Genomic DNA, 2,473 nt, shown 5'->3' with positions numbered 1-2,473 from the left:
TGTCAACGGCCATTCGTAAGTCCCCGCTGGTGGCCAACGGGAAGTCCCCACCCCCAGGCGGGGGTGGGGTGCTCAGATCAGGGGCGCTCACCTGCTTTCGTGCGGTGTTTCATCCGGTAGGAATCGCCGTCGGTGACCACGACGGTGGCGTGGTGTAGCAACCGGTCCAAGATGCTGACCGCGGTGGTGTGCTCGGGCAGGAAACGACCCCACTGCTCGAACGGCCAATGCGACGCGACGGCCAACGACCGCCGCTCGTAAGCGGCCGCGACCAGCCGAAACAGCAACTGGGTGCCCGTGTCGTCCAGTGGCGCGAACCCGATCTCGTCACAGATCAGCAGGTCAGCCCGCAATATGGTGTCGATGACCTTGCCGACGGTGTTATCGGCCAACCCTCGATAGAGGGTGTCGACTAGCTCGGCGGCGGTGAAGTAGCGGACCTTCAACCCGGCGGTGACTGCGGCGTGTCCGAGCCCGATCAAGGTATGACTCTTGCCTGTCCCGGGTGGCCCAATGAGACACAAATTGTGTTGTGCCCGAACCCATTCCAGCGTGGCGAGGTAGTCGAACGTGGCTTGCGGGATCGAGGAAGACCCGACGTCGAACCCGTCGAGGGTCTTGGTCACCGGAAACGCGGCAGCCTTGAGCCGGTTTACCGCGTTGGAGGCGTCGCGGGCGGCGCATTCGGCCTCGATCAGGGTCCGCAGGGTCTCCTCGGGGGTCCAACGTTGCAGTTTCGCGGTCGCCAGGACTTCGGGGGCATCACGACGGACCGTGGATAGCTTCAACCGCCGAAGTCCGGCGTCAAGGTCAGCGGGTAGCGCCGGAACCTTTTTAACAGCAACGGGTTTGGATGGTGTGGTCATGACGCGCTCCCGTCTCGGGTGATCTTGTAGGCGTCGAGCGACCGGGTCTGGGCGACCGGCAAATCGACCACTAGGGCGTCCCCGGCCGGACGCGGGTGTGGTGCGCCCGCGCCAGCAGCGAGGATGGAACGGACATCGGCGGCGCGGAAGCGTTTGAACGCGACCGCGCGACGCAGCGCGGCGATCAGGTCGTCGTGGCCGTGCGCGTCACGCAGTGCCAGGAGTTCACCGAGTTCGGAACCGAGGCGGGTGTTGCCAGCGGCCGCTGAGCCGACGAGGAACGCTTGCGCGTCAGCACCCAGGGCGCAGAACTGTTGTTCTGTCACGGTTTTCGGTCGTGGTCCCCGGTCTGGTGCCGGGCGGGGACGGTCGTAGTGGTCGTCGTTGATCGAGACTTCGCCGGGAGCCATGAGGGCGTGTTCGGCCAGGATCACCCCGCTGCGGTCCTCGACAACGATCAGCGCGCCGGAGTCGATGACCAGGTTCACGTGGTGCCCGATCAGCCGGTTCGGGACCGAGTAGCGGGCCGATCCGTAACGGACACAAGACAATCGGTCGACCTTGCGGCGCACCGATGCCGCACCGACCGGCAGTCGCAGCGACGGCAGCGCGGAGAGGAGTTCGCGTTCCACGACCAGGCGATCATTGGGGACGGCCGCGATCTCGGAGTGGATCGTCGAGTTCACCTCCGCGCACCAGATTTTCGCCGCCGCGTTGGCTTGGAGCAGGCTCAGTTCCGTGCCGGTGAGCGCGGTTTCGGTGAGTAGCGGGACAGCTAGGTCGGTTTGGGCGTAGCCGCAGAGGTTCTCCACGATCCCTTTCGATTGCGGATCTGCTGCGTGACACCAGTCAGGTGTGAAGCCGTAATGTGTTGCGAACCTGACGTATTCGACGGTCGGGACCATCACTCCGGCCACGACACCGCCTTTGAGGCAACCCATGCGGTCGGTGAGAATCTTCGCGGGGACACCGCCGAGTTCGTCGAGGGATTCGGCGATCATGGCCAGGGTGGTGGACTGGCGTTGATCGGTGGCGAAGCGGGTGAACCGCCACCGCGAGAACGCCAGCACCGCGCAGAACAGGTGCAATCCCGGTGCGGCTTCGGCCCAGTCCATCACCAGGTACTCGCCCGGAGTCCAGGTCGCGGGACGGCGGCCGCGGTGATTATCGGTGCGCCACAACGCTTTCTGATCCGCGACCAGACGCCGGAAGTTACGGGGCGAGCCCTGGTAGCCGGCGGCGCGGGCGACCGGCAGCAGTCGCTTCGCCGAGATCCGGCCGCCAGATTTCTTCACTCGCTCGGCGACCAGGTCGGTCACGGCCTCGTAGTTACGTGGCCGCGCCGGGCGGGCTGGTGGTTTCTGGCTGGTTTCGGCTGCCTCGATGACGCGTTTCACGGTTTTGTGGGTGGTGCCGCACATTTCGGCGGCGGCTCGGTAGGTTCCGGTTTCTCGGTAGGCAGAAATGATGTCCATTCGTTCCCTCTCGGACTTCAATGGAGCTCCCTGGGTTGGTGCTCGGTGACAGTTGGCGCTATCACCGTCACCGCCCAGGGCCTGTGCTCCGGGTCGACACACGGTCAACCCGCCGAAGGGGGTGGGGACTTT

2 protein-coding genes are annotated in these 2,473 nt (G+C 65.3%); both read right to left on the bottom strand.

All coding sequences use genetic code 11. The features are described 5' to 3' along the window. Window positions 1-77 precede the first annotated feature (77 nt). A complete protein-coding gene (gene istB, locus IBJ82_RS34350; RefSeq protein WP_194830162.1) occupies window positions 78-866 on the bottom strand; it encodes an IS21-like element helper ATPase IstB in 789 nt (262 codons plus the stop codon). Beyond that, a complete protein-coding gene (gene istA / locus IBJ82_RS34345) occupies window positions 863-2,362 on the bottom strand; it encodes an IS21 family transposase (RefSeq protein ID WP_194830161.1) in 1,500 nt (499 codons plus the stop codon). The genes istB and istA overlap by 4 nt, the downstream gene beginning before the upstream one ends. Window positions 2,363-2,473: the final 111 nt, after the last annotated feature.

This window comes from Nocardia sp. XZ_19_231 (assembly GCF_015355705.1).
Classification (GTDB): Bacteria; Actinomycetota; Actinomycetes; order Mycobacteriales; family Mycobacteriaceae; genus Nocardia; species Nocardia salmonicida.
This window is presented reverse-complemented; position numbering and strand designations above follow the sequence as displayed.

Bases quoted from the DNA above. Each gene is read 5' to 3' on its own strand.
- istB (WP_194830162.1), bottom strand. From the start codon at position 866: ATGACCACACCATCCAAACCCGTTGCTGTTAAAAAGGTTCCGGCGCTA.